Source organism: Comamonas sp. GCA5, assembly GCF_036541385.1.
GTDB classification, from domain to species: domain Bacteria; phylum Pseudomonadota; class Gammaproteobacteria; order Burkholderiales; family Burkholderiaceae_C; genus Comamonas; species Comamonas aquatica.
The window spans coordinates 1-18776 of the sequence record NZ_JAZHFR010000018.1 but is presented as its reverse complement, the minus strand read 5'-3'; the positions used below and the strand labels follow the sequence as shown (position 1 = coordinate 18776).

Sequence of the window (18776 nt, the reverse complement as noted above, 5' to 3'; positions counted from 1 at the left end):
CACCGCAGGCCGGCCCCTGGCCGGATGGATGGGGCCTTTTCAGGCCAGGCAGCCCCTTGAAAACCCTGGCCAAGCCCTTAGCTGTGAAGCAGTTATTGTTTTGCTGTTGAAGGAAGCCACCCATGCGCATCGACAAGCTCACCACCAAATTCCAGGAAGCCCTGGCCGACGCCCAGACCCTGGCCCTGGGCAACGACCACGCCTACATCGACCCCCTGCACCTGCTGGCCGCCATGCTGCGCCAGAACGACGGCCCCAAGGCCCTGCTGCAGCGCGCCGGCGCCAATGTGGCGGCCATGTCCACGGCCGTGGAAAACGCCGTCAAGCAGTTGCCCGAGGTCCAGGGCCACGACCAGGTCACCATCGGCTCCGAGCTGGGCAAGCTGATGCAGGCCACGGAAAAGGAAGCCATCAAGCGCGGTGACCAGTTCATCGCCAGCGAACTGTTTGTGCTGGCGCTGGCCGACAGCGACACCAAGGCCGCCAAGATCGCGAAGGAGCATGGTCTGACCCGCAAGGCCATGGAGGCCGCCATCAGCGCCGTGCGCGGCGGCCAGACCATGGACAGCGCCGAGGGCGAAAGCCAGCGCGAGGCGCTGAAGAAATACACCCTGGACCTGACCGAGCGTGCCCGCATGGGCAAGCTGGACCCGGTGATCGGCCGCGACGACGAAATCCGTCGCGCCATCCAGGTGCTGCAGCGCCGCAGCAAGAACAACCCCGTGCTGATCGGTGAGCCCGGCGTGGGCAAGACCGCCATCGTCGAAGGCCTGGCGCAGCGCATCGTCGAGGGCGAAGTGCCTGAAACCCTCAAGGACAAGCGCGTGCTGGTGCTGGACATGGCCGGCCTGCTGGCCGGTGCCAAGTACCGCGGCGAGTTTGAGGAGCGGCTGAAGGCCGTGCTCAATGACGTGGCCAAGGACGAGGGCCGCATCATCCTGTTCATCGACGAAATCCACACCATGGTCGGCGCCGGCAAGGCCGAAGGCGCCATGGACGCCGGCAACATGCTCAAGCCCGCGCTGGCGCGCGGCGAGCTGCACTGCATCGGCGCGACCACGCTGGACGAGTACCGCAAGTACATCGAGAAGGACGCGGCGCTGGAGCGGCGCTTCCAGAAGGTGCTGGTGGAAGAGCCCTCGGTGGAGGACACCATCGCCATCCTGCGCGGTCTGCAAGTGCGTTATGAGGCACACCACGGCGTGGACATTACGGACCCCGCTATCGTTGCTGCAGCGGAGCTGAGCCACCGCTACATCACCGACCGCTTCCTGCCCGACAAGGCCATCGACCTGATCGACGAGGCCGCGGCCAAGATCAAGATCGAGATCGACTCCAAGCCCGAGAGCATGGACAAGCTCGAGCGCCGCATGATCCAGCTGAAGATCGAGCGCGAGGCCATGAAGAAGGAAAAGGACGAGGCCTCGCAAAAGCGCCTGCAGCTGATCGAGGACGAGCTGATCGAGCTGGAGCGCGAGTACGCCGACCTGGAGGAAATCTGGAAGGCCGAAAAGGCCAGCGCCCAGGGCTCCGAGCAGATCCGCAAGGAAGTGGACGCCATCCGCACCCAGATCGAGGAGTGGAAGCGCAAGGGCGACTTCAACAAGGTGGCCGAGCTGCAGTACGGCAAGCTGCCCGCGCTGGAAAAGCAGCTCAAGGAAGCCCAGGCCAGCGAGGCCGATGGCGAGGCGCCCAAGCACAAGCTGCTGCGCACCCAGGTCGGGGCCGAAGAGATCGCCGAGGTGGTCAGCCGCGCCACGGGCATTCCCGTGTCCAAGATGATGCAGGGCGAAAAGGACAAGCTGCTGCACATGGAAGCCAAGCTGCACGAGCGCGTGGTGGGCCAGGACGAGGCGATCTCGGCCGTGGCCAACGCCATCCGCCGCTCGCGCTCGGGCCTGTCCGACCCCAACAAGCCGCTGGGCAGCTTCCTGTTCCTGGGCCCCACGGGCGTGGGCAAGACCGAGCTGTGCAAGGCGCTGGCCGGTTTCATGTTCGACAGCGAAGAGCACCTGGTGCGCATCGACATGAGCGAGTTCATGGAAAAGCATAGCGTGGCACGCTTGATTGGCGCGCCCCCCGGCTATGTGGGCTACGAAGAGGGCGGTTACCTGACCGAGGCCGTGCGCCGCAAGCCCTACAGCGTGCTGCTGCTGGACGAGGTCGAAAAGGCCCACCCCGACGTGTTCAACGTGCTGCTGCAGGTGCTGGACGATGGCCGCCTGACGGACGGCCAGGGCCGCACCGTGGACTTCAAGAACACGGTCATCGTGATGACCAGCAACATCGGCTCGCACCTGATCCAGGCCATGGTCGGCGAGGACAGCGAGGACATCAAGGACGCGGTGTGGGGGGAACTTAAATCCCATTTCCGACCCGAATTCCTCAACCGCATCGATGAGACCGTGGTCTTCCACGGCCTGGATGCGGCGCACATCGAGGCCATTGCCCAGATCCAGCTGCAGTTGCTGCAGCGCCGTCTGCAAAAGATGGACCTGGAAATGCACGTGACAGCGCCTGCTTTGGCAGAGTTGGCTAAAGTAGGGTTTGATCCGGTCTTTGGCGCACGTCCGCTGAAGCGGGCCATCCAGCAGCGCATCGAGAACCCGCTCTCGCGCCTGTTGCTGGAAGGCAAGTTCCCGCCCAAGAGCCGGATCGAGGTTTCGGTGGACCCTGTCCAGGCCCCCGGAGTCTTCAATTTCGGTCTGGTCGCCGCCGACGGCGGCGCCTGATACGGGACGGCCAGCACCGCAAGGGGCTGGCCGCATTGAGAAAGGGATTGCTTTGAACGATTTTTTGAACTGGGCCACCCGGTGGACCGTCCGCATCGTCCTGCTCATGGTCGGTGTCGTGTTCTTTCTGAGCCTGCTCACCGTGGGCTGTCTGCTGGCGGCCCTGTGGGGGCTGCGGGCCCTGTGGGCCAAGCTTACCGGTCAGCCTGTGACGCCCTGGGTCATGCCCATGCGCGCGGCCAGCAGCTGGACCAGCATGTACCAGCGCGCCGGCGGTTTTGGCGGCATGGCTGCGGAATCGGCGGCCGCCGCCGAAACAGCGCCCCCCTTCAGCACCACGCCCGGCAGCAAGCGCGGCGGCATCCTGTCCCAGGTCGCCGGTGATGTGAGCGACGTGCAACCCCGCGAAGTCCACGAGCGCTGAGCCGGCCTTCCCAGGAAGGTCCCAACGAGAGAGAACGCGACGGAGACAACGCCAGCATGCACCTTCCTTCCCCCTGGCAGCAAGCCTTTGAGCTGCAATACCAGGCCAGCCGCCAGCACGTGGACGTGCCCGAGCTGGTGCGCCGAGAACGCCTGTTGCGCCTGCAGAAACTGCTGCACGAACATGGCACCACCCTGGCGGCCGCGGTGCAGGCCGACTTTGGCGTGCGCTCCCCCCAGTTGACCGAGATGGCCGACCTCATGGTGCTGCGCACCATGCTGCAGCAGACGCTGCGCCAGCTCAAGCGCTGGATGCGCACGCAGCGCGTCTGGACCCCCTTGCACCTGTTGCCCGCCACGGCGCGCATCGAGCGCCAGCCGCTGGGGGTGGTGGGTATCATCTCGCCGTGGAACTATCCCTTGCAGCTGGCCCTGGGCCCAGCGATTGCGGCCCTGGCGGCCGGCAACCGCGTGATGCTCAAGCCCAGCGAACTGACACCGCACACCTCGGCCCAGTTGGCGCACGTGATCGGCCAGTTCTTCAGCCCCGAGGAGTTCTGCGTCATCCAGGGCGATGCCCAGGTGGCCAGCCAGTTTGCCGGCCTGCCCTTCGACCACCTGGTGTTCACCGGTTCGACCGCCGTTGGCCGCAAGGTGGCCATGGCCGCGGCCCAGCACCTGACGCCGACCACGCTGGAGCTGGGTGGCAAGTCCCCCTGCATCATCGGCAACGACTGCGATCTGGCACAGGCCGCCGTGCGCATTGCCCACGGCAAGTTGCTGAACGCCGGGCAGACCTGCATCGCCCCCGACTACCTGCTGCTGCCGCGCGGGCGCGAGCAGGCTTTCGAGCAGGCCTACCGCAAGGCCGTGGCCCAGCTGTTTCCCGCCCTGGCCGGCAACCCGGACTACGCCGCCATCATCAACCAGAAGCATTTCAACCGCTTGCGCAACTTGGCCCAGCAGGCGGAAAGCGAGGGCGCACATGTGCAGTGGCTGGAGGCCGGTCCTGCCAGTGCCAGCCCCGCGTCGGCCGCACCCGGGTGGGGCGATGCGGTGCAGCGCCAGATGACGCCGGCCCTGGTGTGGAACGTGCACTCCGAGATGGACATCATGCGCGAGGAGATCTTCGGGCCCTTGCTGCCGGTGATCAGCTACGACCACCTGGACGATGTGGTGAAGGCCATCAACGCCGGGGAGCGGCCGCTGGCCCTGTACTGGTTCGGGCAGGATGTGCAGCAGCGCGACAGCGTGCTGCGCCGCACGGTCAGCGGTGGCGTGACCGTCAATGACACCCTGATGCACGTGGCGCACGACAACCTGCCGTTTGGCGGCGTGGGCTCCAGTGGCTGGGGGGCGTACCACGGAGAGCATGGATTTTTACGCTTTTCTCACCAAAAGGGGGTCTTTTTGCAAGCAAAATGGAGCCCTGCTGCTTGGCTCTACCCCCCGTATGGAGCCAAGTTCGAGCGTGTCATGGCGCTCCTCAAGCGCTTGCACTGAGCGCTTGCCACTCTGAAAACGCCCCGAATGGCCTGGCGTGGCTTGCGCTGCGACAGGCCTAGCACATCCTTTTTGAAGGGGCAAGAAACCGGATACAGCCGTACTTGGGCAAATGGCTACAAACGAAAGGCCTGAGGTGAAAAACCGTTTTCACTGACAATTGCCGACTTTCGTTTTCAACACCTGTTCCCGTTTCCGGTTTTTCCATGTCCAATTACCAGGTTCGTCCTGCAACCCTTCGCGATGCGAAGGCGATTGCACAAATCCACACTGCTTCTGCGCTGGAAGCCTACCGTGGCATCGTGCCTGACGATCAACTGAAAGCCATGTCTTCCGTCGAGAAGCGCCAAGCTTACTGGCGTGAGGCCATTGAGTACTGCGAGCCGCAAGTGCAAGTGGCCATCGACGGCGACAAGATCGTAGGCTTTGTTGGCTTTGACCGTTCCCGTGACGAGAAGTCGCGCCAGACCACTGGCGAAATCTGGGCCATCTACGCGGCCCCTTCGCACTGGAACAAGGGCGTCGGCGTGACCCTGTGGGACGCTGCGCGCGAAGGCCTGCTCGAAGAAGGCTGTACCAACGTCACCGCCTGGGTCCCTTTGCGCAACGAGCGTGCCCTGCATTTCCATGAGATGGCAGGCTTCAAGCGCGAGATGTCGACCGCCAAGACGGCGGTGATTGCCGGCATCAAGATCGAGGAAGTCCGCCTCAAACGGCCCTTGAACTGATCGCTCTCCACGCCCGCTTCGGCGGGCCGATTTTTTTGTACCCTGACCAAGGAAATTTCCATGCTGCACTGGCACCACCAAGGCGTTGACCACCAAGCTGCTTGGCGCAGTGAAAGCGGCCTGCCCGCGCCACGCCGCGTGGTGGTGGCGGACGACACCCTGTCCGCCGATACCGCCTACCGCCTGGCGTGCGAGGGTACGGCCCTGCTGTGGCAGGGAGACTTCCAGAACGCGCGGCACCTGCTGGATGCGCTCAAGCGCCGCCTGGACAAGCCCGCGCGCAAGCCGGCCGGCAAGGCCTCAGGCCGGGGCAAGCCGCGCCCAGACGCGGAGCCGGTCAGCCCGGCCCAGGCCTTCCACCTGCACCGCCAGGCCCAGGGCCAGCGCGCCCGGGTGCTGAACAGCCTGCTGGTGCCGCTGCAGCCCGATTACGGCATGCAGCTGCGCCGTGCGCCCGACTGGCGCGAAGCCTGCACCCAGGCCTGGGGCGCACCCAGTGGCGATGCCGGCGTGCAGGCAGTGGCGCTGCGCGAGTTGCTGGGCGTGGTCGGCGCCTATGAGTGGCGCAAGAAGGGCGTGGCCATGCCGGTGCTGGGGGCGCAGGCGCGCATCCATCCGCACTATGGCGTGTTCTCGCCGGTGCGTGGGGAGTATGTGGACCTGGTCGCCCAGGCGCCTTTGCCGGCCGCGGGCCAGGCGCTGGCCTTCGACATCGGGGTGGGCACGGGCGTGCTCTCGGCGCTGCTGGTGCAGCGCGGCGTGCGCCAGGTGGTGGGCACCGACCTGTCGCCACGCGCCCTGGCCTGCGCCCAGGAGAATCTGCAGCGCCTGGGCCTGACGCAGCGCGTGCAGTTGCAGGCCTGCGACCTGTTCCCCGAAGGGCAGGCCGGCCTGATCGTCTGCAACCCGCCCTGGCTGCCGGCCCGCGCCGTGACCACGCTGGAGCAGGCCGTGTACGACGAGCACAGCGCCATGCTGCGGGGCTTTCTGACCGGTCTGCGCGCGCACCTGCTGCCGCAGGGCGAGGGCTGGCTGATCCTGTCGGATCTGGCCGAACACCTGGGCCTGCGCAGCCGTGCCGAGCTGCTGGACTGGATCGAGGCTGCCGGCCTGCAGGTGGTGGGCAAGCTGGACGTGCGCCCGCGCCATGGCAAGGCGCAGGATGCGAGCGACCCGCTGCACGCTGCGCGCGCCCAGGAAGTCACCTCGCTGTGGCGCCTGCAGGCGCGTTGATGGCGGGCTGAGACGGCTTCAGTTGGGCGTGTCCAGGCTGCGCTCGGGCAGCATGTCTGCCAACTGCTGGCGCAGGGCTTCGGCCCGCTCGGCACCGGCATGCAGGTGCACGGCGCGCAGCAGCTGATCGCGGGCGTGCAGCATGCTGTCCACATCCCGGGCTTCGCGCAGCATCTGGCGCAGGTGGTGGGCGGTGTCGTGCAGGCGGTTGGCAAACATGCGTTCGCACAGGTCGAACAGGTGCATGCGCACACCGGCCAGGCTGGTGGGGGCGGTGGTACTGGGGGACTCGGACGCTGCCGTGGTCCGTGCCGCGCTGGGTTGCTGCAGGTAACCGTCTTGCAGCAGGCGCTGCACCAGCGCCGCCCCCTGGCCGTGGTACATGGCCTGCAGCTGGGCCAGGGGCGTGCCCTCGGCCAGCAGCAGCAGGGAACGCTCGCGCAGGCTCAGGTGGCGCTGGCCAGGGGCCAGTTCCAGCAGGGCTTTGGGCGTGCGTTGCAGAGACATCGGTCGATTGCACACAAGCTGTGTGACAGCACGATGAAGCCGCGGCAGGAATGCCCCAGGCTTGCGACAATGGCAGGCTGGACGGCGACAAGCCCTCCACATATTGATAGCTGCCTGCGCTTGCTGGGCAAGCGCTGGAGCGTGATTTTGATCTGAATGCACCCGTGGGTGCCACTGAAAATTCCATGAGACTGTTGTTGGCCCCGATGGAGGGTTTGCTGGACTTTGTGCTGCGCGATGTGCTGACCCGGGTGGGCGGGGTGGACCGCTGCGTCTCGGAGTTCATCCGCGTCAGCGGCTCGTTGCTGCCGGACCGGGTGTTTCTGCGCTATATGCCGGAGCTGCGGCACGGCAGCCGCACCCTGGCTGGTGTGCCGGTGCGGGCCCAGTTGCTGGGATCGGACCCGGTCAGCATGGCCGAGAACGCGGCCGCGCTGGCGCGCCTGCATCCCGAGGGCATCGATCTGAACTTCGGCTGCCCGGCCAAGACCGTGAACCGCCACGGCGGCGGGGCGTCGATGCTGCAGGATCCCGAGGCGATCGCCACCTTGGTGGCCGCTGTGCGCCGCGCCGTGCCGGCGCACCTGCCGGTGTCGGCCAAGATGCGCCTGGGTTTCAACGACAAGAGCCTGATGCGCGAGTGCGCGCTGGCCATGGCCGAAAACGGCGCCTGCGAGCTGGTGGTGCACGCCCGGACCAAGGTGGAGGGCTACCGCCCGCCGGCCTACTGGGAGCTGATCCCCGAGATTGCGGCCGCCGTGCGCGTGCCCGTGGTGGCCAATGGCGAGATCTGGACCGTGCAGGACGCGCTGCGCTGCCGTGCACAGTCCGGCTGCAGCGACCTGATGCTGGGCCGCGGCAGCGTGGCGACCCGGGTCTGGCCCTGGCGGTGCGCCAGGCGCTGGCGCAGGGTGCACAGGAGGCCCCCGCGCTGCCGGCCGAGCTGCCGCCCGTGGTGGCCTGGGCGGATTTGCTGCCCCACATCCAGCGCTTTTGGTGGATGGTCTGCCGCGACCTGACGCCCAACCAGCGCGCCGGCCGGCTTAAGCAGTGGCTGAACCTGATGCGCCGCCGCTACCCCGAGGCCGAGGTGGCATTCCAGTGCGTGCGTGTGATCACCCAGCAAAGCCTGGTGACGGCGTGGATCGAGCAGGAGTGCGCACGCTGCGGCGTGCCCTTCGTGCTACACAAACAAGAGCTTGCTGCGTACGAAGACCGGATGCCTGACGGCGATTACGTGCTGGAATGAAGCACTGACCTGCGCAGGCAGCTGCGCTTTTCAGAGCAGATGGTCGGGCGCCAGCGGGCCGATCAGCTGGATCATCAGCCGCAGCGGCAGGCTGGCATCGGGTTCGCTGCGGCGGTCGCCCCAGTCGCTGCCCGCCGGGGCGCGCCACACCATGCCTTGCGGCGTGTCCTCGACCCGCCAGGCGGCTTCCTGCAGCGTGGCCTCGATGTTGGCCGTGGCTTCCTGGGCCAGCTGGCGCGAGGCGATGAGCAGTGCGATCTCGGTGTTCTGCAGCTGCGAGCGCATGTCCAGGTTCATGGAGCCGACCACGGTCAGCTTGTGGTCCAGCACCAGCATCTTGGAGTGCAGCATGGCGCGCGACTGGCCTTGCGAGCCGGTGATCGTGCCCGCCGTGCCGCGCAGCGTGCCGGTGCCGACGCGGCCGTCCTGCAGGCTGCGCAACTCATACAACTCTATCCCCTGCTGCAGCAAGGCCAGGCGGTGGCGCGCATAGCCGGCATGGGCCAGCGGCGCATCGTTGGAGGCCAGTGAGTTGGTCAGGATGCGCAGCCGGATGCCCCGCGCGCGGGCGCGGGCGAAGGCCTGCTTCATGTCGTCGCCCGGCACGAAGTAGGGCGAGACGATGAGGATGTCGCTGCTGGCCTGGTCGATCAGGGCCAGCAGGCCGCTGACCACATTGTCCTGGCCGACCACTGGGGCCAGCACCTGGCGCAGGGCCTGGCGGTTGGGTGAGGTCGGCTGGCCGCGCGGCGCGGCCTCCTGCGTGGGCGGCAGGCGGATCGGCAGCAACTGGGTGGCATGGTTGTCCTCGGCATCGGCCGGCGGTGTGGCCGTGTCGCCGGCGGCGGCGCTGCCGGTGTCTGGTGGCGCGTCCTCGGGCGGCGGCGGAATCTTCCCCGGGGCATCGGCCAGCACCAGGGCAGGTGCCCAGATCCACGGCACGGCCTGCAAATCCATGGGCTGCAGCTCGGCGGTTTTGCTGGTGGCGATGGCGGCCTGCACCAGCGCCTGTTCCTGGTCCTCGCTGGCGTGCTCGCGCAGGCGCAGCAGTTCGCGCTCGGACACCAGCGCGCTGACGGGGTAGGCGCGGGCGTCGTTCCAGTAACGGTCGAAGCTGGCGGACAGCTGGCGCACGGCGTCGCCGGCCGCCATCACATCCAGGTCGATGAAGTTGTCGCTGTCCAGGGCATCGAAGTAGGCGTCGCCCAGGTTGCGACCGCCGGTGATGCCGATGCTGTTGTCGGCAATGAACAGCTTGTTGTGCATGCGCTGCTGGGCGCGCTGGAAATCGGTCAGCGTCGACAGCGCCCGCAGCATGGTCGAGCCGCGTGGCCCCGTCAGCGGGTTGAACATGCGCATCTCGATGCCGGGCACAAACGCCAGGCGCATGACCTGCGCGTTCTTGCCGGCACCATGGAAGTCATCCAGCAGCACGCGCACGCGCACCCCGCGCTGTGCGGCCTGCACCAGGGCCTCTAGCAGGCGGGCGGTGCTGGCATCGGCGTGGATGGCGTAGTACTGCAGGTCCAGGGTCTGGGTGGCTGCCTGCACCAGGGCCAGGCGGCTGGTGAAAGCCGCCTGGGCGCCGCCCAGCAGGGTGAAGCCCGAGGTGTAGCGCGTGCCGGCGGTCTGGCGCTGGGTCTGCACCATCTGCCCTAGGGGGGTGGCCTGTGGGGCCGCCAACGCCGTGCTGGCCGTGCGTGGCGGCATGGGCGGCAGGCTGCCGCAGGCCGTCAAGCCCAGTGCGCTGGCGCAGAGCAGGCCGTACAGGGCCAGGCGCCGCCGGGCGCGGCCAAAGCGTGCAGGCAGAAGAAAAGGCATGCAGGAATTTATAAGACGGCGCGGTGGCGCGGGCCTGTCAGACGCCAGAGGTTTTGCACGGGGGGCGCAGACCTAAAACTGGTCGCGGCCGGTCACTCGGGCCACGATGCGCAGGTCGTTGCCGATGCGGCTGACGTCCTGCCACTGCAGCGGCACACCCTGTGCCAGCTCGTCCAGCGGGCCGAAGTTGGCCAGCCCCATGCCGCCGGTGCCCAGCAACTGGGGGGCCAGGTAGAGCAGCAGCTCATCGACCAGGCCTTCGCGCAGCAGGGAGCCGTTGAGCTTGAAGCCGGCTTCCACATGCAACTCGTTGGTGCCGCGGGCGCCCAGATCGCGCAGCATGGCGGCCAGATCGACCTTGCCGTGTGCGTTTGGCAGTGCAATCACAGTAGCGCCCAGCGCCTGCAAAGCCTCAGTTTTAGATGGGTTAGTGCTTGAAGTGTAGATGGTGCAACCACTAGCTGCTTTTAAAACATGAGCATCCAGTGGCATGTCCAGCTTGCTGTCTACCACCACCACTTTGGGCTGGCGGGGCGTGGCCACCTCGCGCACATTCAGGCGCGGGTTGTCTTGTAGCACGGTGCCGATGCCCGTCAGGATGGCGCAGGCCCGGGCCCGCCAGGCATGTCCGTCGGCACGCGCATCGGGGCCGGTGATCCACTGGCTGCGGCCGTTGTGCAAGGCCGTGCTGCCATCCAACGAGGTGGCCGCCTTCATGCGCACCCAGGGTGTGCCCCGCACCATGCGGCTGAAAAAGCCCAGGTTCAGCTCGCGCGAAGCCAGGCCGGCGGCCGCGTCCACCTCGACCTGCACCCCGGCGGCCCGCAACTTGGCAAAACCTTGGCCAGCCACCTGCGGGTTGGGGTCGGTGATGGCGCCGACCACCTGGGCGATGCCGGCATCAATCAACGCGTTGCAGCAGGGGCCTGTGCGTCCGGTGTGGGAGCAGGGCTCCAGCGTGACATAGGCCGTGGCCCCCTGGGTGCTGTGGCCTTGCGCCGCCGCGTCGCGCAGCGCCATGACCTCGGCATGCGGCCCGCCGGCTTGCTGGGTGAAGCCCTGGCCGATGACTTGGCCTTGGGTATTGACTAAAACGCAGCCAACACGCGGGTTGGGGTTGGATAGAAAAAGCGCCTGAGCGGCCTGCTCAAGCGCTTTGTGCATGAAGTGGGCAGAGTTTGTCATCTTGCCCAGGATGGTAATGCAGAGGGCTCCGTGTTACTTGCCCCAGCAGTCTGTGTTGTAGCCCGTGTCTCCCTGTACCTTGCTGTTGGCGCCTGTAACACCTGCCTGGTTCAAGGTAAGAGTCTTGCATTTGTCAACGGCTTGACCACCTTGAGGGGCTGCTTGGATGACATAGGCCGATGCGCTGGAGCTTGCGAAGCTGAAGGTATACCTGCTTGTACTGTACTGGGCCAGCATATTGTCCATGGCTGTCTTCTGTGTGCTGTCACCGGTGATCGGGTAGACGCCGTTGGCAGTTGCTGCGCGCTCCATCCATAAGGCCGCTTGCTGCAAGCCGGCTTTGGCTTCATTTCTAAATCCCCGTCGCGTGTACTCTGCGTAGCTGGGGTAAGCAATCGCAGCCAGAATTCCTATGACGGCAACCGTAATCATTAATTCGATGAGAGTGAAGCCCTTTTGTTTTTCCATCCGGTTCATTGAGCGATTCCTTATTGAAGCTGTCGCCAGTTCAGAGAGGTCACTGGGTTGATGAGCTTTCCGGTATTGGTGGTTTGCTGAGTGCCAATATTAATTTTCCCTGCCCGGGTGCTCAAAGATATTTCTCTTGGAGATGAAGTGGTTCTATTCGTTCCGCCATCAGCGCTATTATAAAGACCATCTCCATTTGTATCCAGAAGTTGCTGAGTCGGCTTAAGCCCGAATTCGATGCCTAAAAGACTGCGCCATGCTTTGGCTGGAGTGGAGGTTGGCTCGCATGTTTCCCCTTCTACATTCCCGCCGGAGGCTGGTACATCTGAAAGAATATCTATGATGTTGCTTGTTGCCGAATAAAATTTTGGATTCCTAAGAACTCGCTCACCAGTTTCTGGGAAATTAAAATACCAACCCTTGCTGTTCTGATAATTGAGCTCGGATTGAGCTCCCATACCCCAGAAATTCTGACCTTGGCTATTTCCAGTGCCTGCTGTTGCGGTATTTGAGAATGTTCGTGCAACCAGATTTGACTTTACTACTACAGTAGGGGTTGCTGCATTTGTATCGATAATTACCTTTCCGACCGTGCATGATGTTTGATCGGCCGCGCATAGCTTATACAGTGTATTGTCAACTACAGAATAGAAGCTTTGGACAGATGTGTCTGTTCTATCTCCTTCGGTCACATTTATTCCGGTGCCAAAGGCGACCATTAGCCCTGCCGTGCTTTCACTGACTCTAACCAGTGGTGCTGTAGTGATAGGTTGTAAGGTTGTCGCGTTATTGGCTGTATGGCTCGCCGTAAAAAGTGGCTGACCTGAAAATGCAATCCCCCAGTTCTGCGGATTTGAACTAGAAAGATCAAATTTCCAAAGATTTCCTCTAAGATCTCCTGCGTAAATGATGTCAGGCGTACCGTCGCCATTTAAGTCAACCAGACGAGGAGCGGATAGGCCATTGCTGCTGGCATTGGTTCCTGATGATGCTGCGGTGATTTTTACCAGTTCCTTTTGTCCGTCAAGATACTGAACCAGTAGAACAGGGCGTTCATTGGTGCTATTAATTCCATTGCCCATGACAACAGCCCATCGGTCATTGTTCATTTTGACAATTTGCGTCGAAATCTGAGCGTTGTAATCACTCACGACAGGGGTGCTGAAAATATATCCAATATCTGCATCCGTTGTCGCAGTTTTATCCAGGATAACGATACTTCCCGCATTTGCTGTTGAGAAGTTACTGGCATATCCATTGTTGACGGTGGAGCCGGGCTGGGTTACATCGAGAACAAAATAGCCTTTTCCGCCTGCGCCAAGGCTTCCAACAAGCATGGTGCGCCATCGATCAGCCAAATCCGAACTCGTGGAATTGACGACAATGTCACCGGTAAATGCGGAGCCATCTACATAATATTGGTGTGTATAAGAGCTGTTGGCGAGCTGCGGAAGTCTGGATATTATTCCTTCTGGGATATAAGAAATCTTCTCTTGACCATCTATTGCGGAAAATCCGTGCAGCATTCCGTCATTTCCACCGACATAAAGCATGGGTATCCGTGTTTTATAGCGAGCTGCAAATGCGGAGTATCCCGATTGATTGTAGCCTTGACTTGGAGAACCCGTATACCATATAGCCGAGTTGACGATGTCGCCTTGAATGGAGTTACGTGTCCTGAAATTGAAATTCTGAACAGTCCCACCATTGTTGGTGATATCTCCACGTATGAAATCCGCTATGGCTGTTCCCAGACTTGTTTTGTCTGCGGTTGTCGCATTGGTTCCCAGAGACGTGGTCAAGCTGGATTTCTGTGCATTCGACAGGTTTGCGTAGTTAAAGCTGATGCCGCTACTGCCATTGGTTGTCAATACCAATCTACTTGCTATCTGACCTGTGCGGGCATCAAGCTTGTCCGCCGTGGTAGGTAGGCGGTTGTTTATATTGTTTCCCCAAGCTGAGTTTGCGGAAAGGACTCCCGTATCCGTTGCCGCAATCTGGGAATAAATAGCTCCCTTCCATCCATTTGCGTCGTAGGTTGCTGTATAGAGCTTGGCATCCTGCGTGCTGATGGAGCTCGATGAGCTTGCATAGCCCGTTAGGGGTTGTGACGTGTCTTCAATAATGTTGCTAACAATATCTTTGAACGCATTTTTTAAATCATCACTGCTTGTGGCGGGAATGAACTTGCCGCGCCCATTAATGGCCATATGCCATAGTTCTTTTTTTCTATTATTCTCGTTTGCATTGTAGCCGGTAGTACCATCACAAGGAAATTTCCCGTTGTTGGAAGAAGTGTTATCGTCTTTGCAAAGTGGGCTTGGCCAAGATAAATCTCCCGTAATCAATTTGCTGTAGTCGCCAGAGTAGGTGTCTCCTCCCCAGGTCGGGGTGCCTGTCCAGGTTGCTGCATCAGCAAATCCAATAGTATATGTCGTTAAGCTTTGCCATGTTGCTGGATTATTCTTTGGATTCCAATACTCTTCAATTTCAATGTTCTGATTTCTGGAATTCTTGAATATTTCTGAGCCACTTTTTTTAATGATTGGTTTGACTTGATTAGGTATATCGTCTCTCAGATCGGTTGCCCAATAATAAAATGAAAGATCGGATAAAGTATTTATTCCATCTGTTGAGCAACTGGTACTACCGGAGCATGATCCCCACAAGTCTGAGTATATTTTTGTTTGAGTGGAGCTTGCTACGTACGATTTTTTATCTGCAAATGTTGCATTTGTTCCGTCAATATTGCCCGGGGATATTGTCTTGTAGCCCGTCAGGTCTCTGTCTCCATCAATATGTGTAGTCGTTCTGCTGGTGGAGCTATTCCAGCCACCATCCGTCATGAAAATATGGAAGGATTTCCGGCAAGAGAGGACATTGCCCAACCGGGTTCCGGGTACTTCTGCCCACGGAGAATCACGATTCAGCGGTGTATTTTTTAAATAATCTCCGGCATTTCTTACCATCTGATGAGATGGAGTTCCACCATTTGCAGTAAGCGTATCCACCCAAGTCAAGAAATTGCTGCGATGTGTTCCCTCCAAGATTTTCATGGAATTTCTGCTGCCACAAGATGTGCTGTTGCTAGGGATGCCATTGCATCGATTCATGGATTGCCATGCAATACGGAGTCTTTTATCTGGAATATTGCTTGCTGCAAATGTATCCTTTAATGCAGTTTTGAGTGCACTAATGCCAGAAGCGCCCATACTTCCAGAGTCGTCAACCGAAATAATGACATTGGGTGCCGGTTCTATGCTTGCGCTGCCTGCTGGGTAGGTTGCAAAATTGAGTGGCGCTGCATTTGTGTAAATATGTGTGGCAAGACCTGCAACTGCCAAAGAATAGGCGAGTTTCTTGATAATTATTTTTCTTTTCATATTATTCACCTGTAATCGTAGGCATGGAGATGACTGTCTGGATTACAGCCATGGTAGGGGAATGATCGCTGAAATCAGTGCTGCTGCTCGATCCCTTGATGCCAAAGGCTAGGGCTGTAATTCTGAAAATCATTTCTGCGTTTGTCGCTGGTGTTGCTGTGCCTTGCACTATTTTTCCGATATTCCCGCTGGGACTTAATCCAGGTGTCCCATATGGCATTGGCTCTATCCAATACCAAGCGCCCTTATTGGCGTCGGTCAATGCCAAAATTGGATTGGGAGGCGTAATCGTTTCTGAGCCGCTTTGGTTGGCTCCTGAAAATTGGCCATATCTCGCCCCTAGGCTAAGCATGGCTTGCAGGGTGCTGGGGTCATTCCAGAAATCCTCTGCGATGGTTCGCCTCAAGCAAATGGCATCCTTGCATTGATTGGTTCGAGCCGCAAGGCTGTCACTCCAAGGTCCAAAAAAAACATCTTGGCTTCCAGGTAACTGCTGGGTGCTACCCGTTCTTAATGAGGTTTTTGTGCTGTCGTAAAGATGCCGATATATATCATCCTGAGCATCCTGAACCATGGCTTGTGCGGATTCCATGGCTCTTTGGTAATCAGCATCATTGCCAGCTACCAATTCATTGAAAATTGCTGAACGAGAAGCCCATAGAGCAACGAGCATGGATAGTAGGATAAAAATTACAACAATATAGAGAGCGGCTCCCTGTTGCAATTTTTTATTTGGTGTCTTCATATTTAGCTGCTTGTTGGCCAGGCATGGCTACGAGAACGGAAAGTGTTTCTGAATACCATGCGTAAGCGATTTCCACGGGTTACCGTTTGATTGCTGCAGTTAATATAGTTGCTGCCAACAGTGTCAATGTTGGCAGATCCCTCCAATTCAATACATACCTCTACCGACTGAACTTTTGACCAGGCCGCGTTGTCAGTGAATGCAGATGCGTTGGAGTAAGAAAATGTCGGATTGGTATAGCCTTGCTGGCTCACATAACGAACAATGAAATCCTTGACCTTTATATCGCTCGCCTGAGAGCCTCCAATAATGGGTTGTTTGGAGCTTGTTCCGGCGCAATAAAGAATATTGCTGTCCAGTTTGAATGCGCTTTGAAGAGCCTCTGGAGGAGAGTTGGATGGATTTTCTCCCAAACAATTCCTCAGTAGCGAGCCTGTGCTTGCAGTTCCGTCTGCTGCAAGTGGATAAATTTTATCAATCGGAGCATTTTGATAAGTGACAGTCAATTTGTATTCATTGCTTCCGGGGTTGTCCTTCCCTGAGATAGGCGGATAGCTTGCTATAGCTAGGTTATTGCGAAAATATGCGGATTCCAGATAGCTGGTGGATGGCTCCAAGGAGAGACTGCCTGCTTGTCGAATCTGTTGTCCAATCACACGAAATGCATAAGCCGCTTGCTGCTGCATTGTTGTGCTGTCGCTGGTGGATATGCTTGCATTTTTTGAAGCCAGCAATGCGCCAATTGCAACTGCGACAGTTAGAAGTCCAATTGCAATACCTACCATCAACTCAATAAGAGTCACGCCTTGCTGTTGCAGGCGATTGGAGGTCCTAAAGAAATGAGGATCTTTATGCATATCAATATTGGTGACTATTGTGAGCAGTAGGCTGTAGAGCCAACGCTCTGGCAGCGTTCATCAAGGCTGATATATTGCAGATGGCAACTCATATAAGGGCTCTGCGAGTTATTGGCGTCGATCTTTGGGCATTGAACGGCTGTGCCGGTCGAGTCCGTGGCACTGGTTGATGAAGAAACCCCAGCAGCATCTTCATTGGAGCGCCAGGCAAGCATCACTCCGAGAGACTTCCCATCGGCGGTGGCGAAAATCCTTGCTTTCCCCAGCGGGAGTGCGTTCTTTGCGGAGTTTAGCCAAATATATTTGTCGTAAAGAGCGAGTTGTGTAGCTGTGCAAGAGGCCCCACTCGAGGAGCAGTCCACCGATGGCGCTGTAATTGATTGAGTAAGGTCTGTCCAGGTGGTTGTGTATTGGCTGGAATTGGCGATGCCGCTGGTTTGGTTCCTTATTCTTTCACTTAAATCATTGACCAAGCGAATGCTTTGGGTTCTTCGCATGGTGTCTTGAGTATTAGAGAGCGTGCGCATCTGAACACCTAATATGCCTAATATTCCAAGCGCCGTTAATAGGATTGCTATTAATGACTCAAGTAAGGTGAAGCCATTTTGTTTATTTAGGCGCATGGAGGGTCCCCGATTACTCGAATTCTTCCCCCGGAACTTGTGCATATGCCTTGAGCGGGTGGATTTAAGTTCCCACCTGCAGGAAGTATGTATATGCCTTTTGCGTTAATTCCGCTCATCTTGCCCCAGCGATCTAAGGAGATAGTTCCACTACTGCTTTTTACTGTTACTTCTATCCCCTTTGGCGCGGGGATATTTTTTATGCTAATTGATTTTCCCGACGAGTCGGCATAAAAAATGCTCCAGCCGCATCCCCAGTCTTCGTTGGTGCTGGCGGCTGTACAGCCATCGGTATTATTTGGGGTCTTCTTTATGGTGACACCACCGCCGCGTTTTATGGCTTCTGTGCGGGCTAAATACAATGTGCTCACCATGCTTTCAGTAGTCGATTTGACATTCCATCGCTGAATCATGGGTGTAAAACTGGGTGCTGCAACTGAGGTAAGCACGGCCAGTACGGCAATCACGGTCAACAGCTCGATCAAGGTGAAGCCATGGGCTTGCCTTCGTAGGAAGAGGGGCTGACCTGAAAAATACGAAGAAAGGTGCATGCTTGCATGGTAGATAAACTGCAGCACTTTGTACCATGCGTGGGACTGACGGTTGATTTTGCTAGACCTGCGGTGTCTATCAGTGCCTTCCGGGCGGTGGTCTCTCTGTAAACCCCGCTGAACCGCCCCGGGTTTTGAGGAGGCTCCAACACTTGAGAAGATGGAGCTATGACCAAGTCAAACAAGTTCTCACCCGAGGTCCGCGAGCGTGCCGTACGCATGGTGCAGGAGCACCGAGCCGACTACCCTTCGCTGTGGGCCGCCATTGAATCAATAGCCCCCAAGATTGGCTGCGTGCCGCAGACCTTGAACGATTGGGTCAAGAAGGCCGAGGTCGACAGCGGCCAGCGTGCCGGTACCACCACGTCAGAAGCCCAGCGCATCAAGGAGCTGGAACGTGAGGTCAAGGAGCTGCGCCGGGCCAACGACATCCTGAAGACGGCCAGCGCGTTTTTTGCGCAGGCGCAGCTCGACCGCCGATTGAAGTCTTGAAGAACTACATCGACCGCCACCGTGACGACTACGGGGTCGAGCCCATCTGCCGGGTGCTGCAGATGGCCCCATCGTGTTACTGGCGCCACGCAGCCCGGCAACGTAACCCGCAACTGCGCAGTCAACGCGCCCAGCGTGACGAGTGCTTGAAGGCGGACATCCAGCGCGTGTGGCATGCCAACTGGCAGGTCTACGGGGCCGATAAGGTCTGGCTGCAGATGAACCGCGAGGGCATCCCGGTGGCACGTTGTACTGTGGAGCGACTGATGCGTGCCA

At 59.7% G+C, this 18776-nt stretch carries 14 protein-coding genes, 2 pseudogenes and 1 other annotated feature; of the genes and pseudogenes, 7 read left to right on the top strand and 9 right to left on the bottom strand.

Going from position 1 to position 18776, the window contains the following annotated elements; translation table 11 throughout:
* Positions 1–122: 122 nt before the first annotated feature.
* From clpB to SJH88_RS06545, 5 genes are all read left to right on the top strand, one after another.
* Complete coding sequence (clpB, locus tag SJH88_RS06565) at positions 123–2732, top strand: ATP-dependent chaperone ClpB (RefSeq protein WP_043379218.1); 2610 nt, start codon at positions 123–125, stop codon at positions 2730–2732.
* Between the two features lie 52 nt (positions 2733–2784).
* Positions 2785–3156: a hypothetical protein gene (locus SJH88_RS06560; protein ID WP_274753959.1), complete on the top strand. Its 372-nt coding sequence runs from the start codon at positions 2785–2787 to the stop codon at positions 3154–3156.
* Between the two features lie 56 nt (positions 3157–3212).
* On the top strand, positions 3213–4658 hold the full coding sequence (locus SJH88_RS06555; protein ID WP_210930367.1) for a coniferyl aldehyde dehydrogenase: 1446 nt from the start codon (positions 3213–3215) through the stop codon (positions 4656–4658).
* 206 nt (positions 4659–4864) lie between these two features.
* Positions 4865–5386 (top strand): GNAT family N-acetyltransferase, encoded by a 522-nt coding sequence (locus tag SJH88_RS06550; protein WP_042411160.1) that lies wholly within the window; start codon positions 4865–4867, stop codon positions 5384–5386.
* Positions 5387–5446: 60 nt separating this feature from the next.
* The gene (locus tag SJH88_RS06545) at positions 5447–6619 is read left to right on the top strand and encodes a class I SAM-dependent methyltransferase (protein WP_274753958.1); all 1173 of its coding nucleotides are present in this window, start codon (positions 5447–5449) and stop codon (positions 6617–6619) included.
* Positions 6620–6637: 18 nt separating this feature from the next.
* Here SJH88_RS06545 and SJH88_RS06540 read toward each other — a convergent pair whose 3' ends face one another.
* Complete coding sequence (locus SJH88_RS06540) at positions 6638–7126, bottom strand: hypothetical protein (RefSeq protein ID WP_274753957.1); 489 nt, start codon at positions 7124–7126, stop codon at positions 6638–6640.
* Positions 7127–7311: 185 nt separating this feature from the next.
* Here SJH88_RS06540 and SJH88_RS06535 point away from each other — a divergent pair.
* Positions 7312–8375, top strand: a pseudogene (locus tag SJH88_RS06535) (tRNA dihydrouridine synthase).
* 30 nt (positions 8376–8405) lie between these two features.
* Here SJH88_RS06535 and SJH88_RS06530 read toward each other — a convergent pair.
* The 8 genes from SJH88_RS06530 to SJH88_RS06495 all read right to left on the bottom strand — a co-directional run bounded on the left by SJH88_RS06530 (position 8406) and on the right by SJH88_RS06495 (position 18008).
* Positions 8406–10196 (bottom strand): phospholipase D family protein, encoded by a 1791-nt coding sequence (locus tag SJH88_RS06530; RefSeq protein ID WP_274753956.1) that lies wholly within the window; start codon positions 10194–10196, stop codon positions 8406–8408.
* A 72-nt stretch (positions 10197–10268) separates the two neighbouring features.
* A complete protein-coding gene (gene ribD, locus SJH88_RS06525) occupies positions 10269–11381 on the bottom strand; it encodes a bifunctional diaminohydroxyphosphoribosylaminopyrimidine deaminase/5-amino-6-(5-phosphoribosylamino)uracil reductase RibD (protein ID WP_274753955.1) in 1113 nt (370 codons plus the stop codon).
* A 33-nt stretch (positions 11382–11414) separates the two neighbouring features.
* Positions 11415–11858 carry a type IV pilin protein gene (locus SJH88_RS06520; protein ID WP_420921723.1) on the bottom strand — a complete coding sequence of 148 codons (444 nt, stop codon included), beginning with the start codon at positions 11856–11858 and terminating at the stop codon, positions 11415–11417.
* A gap of 11 nt (positions 11859–11869) precedes the next feature.
* Positions 11870–15232 (bottom strand): pilus assembly protein, encoded by a 3363-nt coding sequence (locus tag SJH88_RS06515; protein WP_274753975.1) that lies wholly within the window; start codon positions 15230–15232, stop codon positions 11870–11872.
* Position 15233: 1 nt separating this feature from the next.
* Positions 15234–15977 carry a pilus assembly PilX family protein gene (locus tag SJH88_RS06510; RefSeq protein ID WP_274753954.1) on the bottom strand — a complete coding sequence of 248 codons (744 nt, stop codon included), beginning with the start codon at positions 15975–15977 and terminating at the stop codon, positions 15234–15236.
* 2 nt (positions 15978–15979) lie between these two features.
* Positions 15980–16834: a PilW family protein gene (locus SJH88_RS06505; protein ID WP_274753953.1), complete on the bottom strand. Its 855-nt coding sequence runs from the start codon at positions 16832–16834 to the stop codon at positions 15980–15982.
* 14 nt (positions 16835–16848) lie between these two features.
* Positions 16849–17457 (bottom strand): type IV pilus modification protein PilV, encoded by a 609-nt coding sequence (pilV, locus tag SJH88_RS06500; protein ID WP_274753952.1) that lies wholly within the window; start codon positions 17455–17457, stop codon positions 16849–16851.
* Positions 17448–18008, bottom strand: a complete 561-nt coding sequence (locus SJH88_RS06495) for a GspH/FimT family pseudopilin (protein WP_274753951.1) — start codon at positions 18006–18008, stop codon at positions 17448–17450. Before SJH88_RS06495 ends, pilV begins: the two co-directional genes overlap by 10 nt.
* Positions 18009–18176: 168 nt before the next feature.
* On the opposite strand from SJH88_RS06495, the pseudogene SJH88_RS06490 reads away from it, so the two are divergent.
* Positions 18177–18776: pseudogene (locus SJH88_RS06490) on the top strand (IS3 family transposase); the annotation flags it as partial.
* Positions 18455–18571 (top strand) — a sequence feature (AL1L pseudoknot). (Overlaps the previous pseudogene by 117 nt.)